Below are 2,477 nucleotides of genomic sequence, written 5' to 3' on the forward strand. Positions count from 1 at the left end.
CCCCTGCAGCAGCGGCAGCGACCAGCTCTCGCCCCCAGCTTCGGCAAAGACGTTTCGGCCGGCCTTGTCCTGCAGCGAAACATGGAAATGCATGCCCGAGCCGGCATATTTCTCGATCGGCTTGGCCATGAAACAGGCGGTGACGCCGTGGCGGCGCGCCTGCGCCCGCACAAGCCGCTTCAGCATGACCAGATCGTCGGCCGCCCGCATCACATCCTTGCGGTAGTTCAGCGTCAATTCGTACTGGCCGGGCGCATATTCGGAAATCACCGTCTCGGCCGGAATGCCTTGCGCCTTGGCCGCGGCATAGATGTCGGAGAACAGCGGCTCCATGCCGTGCAGATGGTCGACCGAATAGACTTCGGTCTTGCCCGAGACGCGGCCATCGAGCACCGCGCGCGCCGGCTGCACCTTGCCGTCGGCGTCGCGCTCATTGGCCAGCAGGAAGAATTCGAGCTCGAAGGCGCCGGCCGGATAGAGGCCCTTGGCCGCCAGGATCTCCACCTGCCGAGCCAGCGCCAGGCGCGGATCCGACGACATCGGTCGGCCGTCGAGCATGTACATCGCCATCAGCAACTGGCCGCGGGGCGGGCTCGTACCGTAGAGCGGCACCAGCGTGCCGGGGATCGGCCATGCCCTAAGGTCGCCATCACCGGTCGTCCAGATCAGTCCGGTCTCGTGCACATCCTCGCCGGTGATGTCGAGGCCGAGGATCGAGATCGGCATATGGCGGCCGCCCTCGAAGATGCTCTTCAGTTCATGCCGGCGCACGATCTTGCCACGGCCGACGCCATTGGCATCGGTCAGCACGATATCGAAGGCCTCGATCTCGGGATGGGCGTCGAGAAAGGCGTGCGCCTCGGCAGGTGTCGAGCCCGAAGGTGAGGTTATCATGGCGTTGGGGTGGTCCATCGCCGCTTGTCTCATGCCGCAAGCTTCGCCGCAACCGCGCCGAAGGCGGTGATCAGCCGGTTGACCTGGGCAGCCGAGGTCGCCGGCGAGATCAGCATCATGTTGTGGAAGGGTGCGATCAGCACGCCGCGATTGACCAGCGCGACATGGATGGCGGCCTCCAGTTCCGGTGCATGCGCCATTTCCGCCTCGGCGCCATTGCGCAGCGGACCGGGCGCACAGATGAACTCGACACGAGCGCCGACGCGGGAAACATGCCAGGGCAGGCGATAGCGATCGATCACGCCGGTCAGCCCGGCATCGAGCCGCCGCGCCAGATGATCCATGCGGTCGTAGTTTTCCTGCGTCATCACCTCTTCGAGCGTGGCGCGCATCGCCGCGAACTGCAGCGGGTTGGCCGAGAGTGTCGTGCCCATGCCGGAATAGCCCGGCTCCTTGGTCCTGTTGTAATCCGCGTAGCGTGAGGCAACGTCGTCGCTCATGCCCCAGACACTGGCCGGCACGCCGCCGGCGATCGGCTTGCCCAGCACGAAGAAGTCCGGGTCGAGACCATATTTCCTCGTGTAGCCGCCGGGGCCGGTCGAGATCGTGTGCGTCTCGTCGATCAGAAGCAGCGTGCCGGTTTGGCGTGTCAGTTTGCGCAGGGCGTCATGGTAGCCCGGATCGGCCAGCACCATGCAGGAATTGGTCAGCACCGGCTCGGCGATGACGCAGGCGACGTCCTTATCCCCAAGCGCGGCTTCGAGTGCTGAAACGTCGTTGAACTCGATGACCTTGGCCGTGCGGGTCAAGTCGCGGAACTCGCCCGCCAATCCTGGCCGGTTGACGGGCTTGCCGTCGATCAGCCGCACCATCGTTTCGTCGACCGAGCCATGATAGCAGCCGTTGAAGACCAGGATTTTTTCGCGGCCGGTGACGGCACGGGCAACACGCAGCGCAAAGCGGTTGGCGTCGGTCGCCGTCGTCGCGATCTGCCAGAATGGCATTCCGAAGCGCTGCTGCAGCAGCGGCCCAATGGCCAGCGCATCTTCCGAAGGCAGCATATAGGTCAGGCCGCGTCCGGCCTGGCGGCGGATGGCGCGAGCCACCGGTGGCGGCGAATGGCCAAACATCGAGCCGGTGTCTCCCAGGCAGAAATCGTCGAGCTTGTTTCCGTCGATATCCATGATCGTAGCGCCCCTGGCGTTGTCGACCAGGATCGGGAACGGCGTCGGCCAATCGTTCATCCAGTGCATCGGGACGCCGCTGAAGAAGCCGGGCAGGCCGTTGCCGATCTTGGCCTGCGATTTTGGCCGCGCCTTGCGGAAGGCTGCCCCCTCGGTTTCGCGCAAATCGGCAATGCGGTCGCGGCCGATGCCGCCGATGGACGTGTTGGACGTGTCGCTGTGCATGAAAACCCCTCTGGTCGATCCCTCTTAGCCAATCCGTGTCCGCATCCGCAATTGGCCGCGCATCTGCCCTGCGTTGGCTCAGCCTTTGGCGGCGGCGCTTGACCGTGCTGCCGAAGTCAGCGCCAATATGAGCGGGAATTGAGGTGGAGGGGTAAAATGAGAACGATCATGTGT

Annotated in this window: 2 protein-coding genes; both read right to left on the bottom strand. The window is 64.6% G+C overall.

Annotated features, from left to right (window positions below):
* Positions 1-912: glutamine synthetase family protein (locus tag EN749_RS34080; protein ID WP_145991129.1), on the bottom strand; the 912-nt coding region annotated here is incomplete at its 3' end.
* An 11-nt stretch (positions 913-923) separates the two neighbouring features.
* The gene (locus tag EN749_RS34085; protein WP_128364824.1) at positions 924-2,303 is read right to left on the bottom strand and encodes an aspartate aminotransferase family protein; all 1,380 of its coding nucleotides are present in this window, start codon (positions 2,301-2,303) and stop codon (positions 924-926) included.
* Positions 2,304-2,477: the final 174 nt, after the last annotated feature.

The organism is Mesorhizobium sp. M7A.F.Ca.ET.027.02.1.1, assembly GCF_004022985.1.
In the GTDB taxonomy this organism is placed as follows: Bacteria; Pseudomonadota; Alphaproteobacteria; order Rhizobiales; family Rhizobiaceae; genus Mesorhizobium.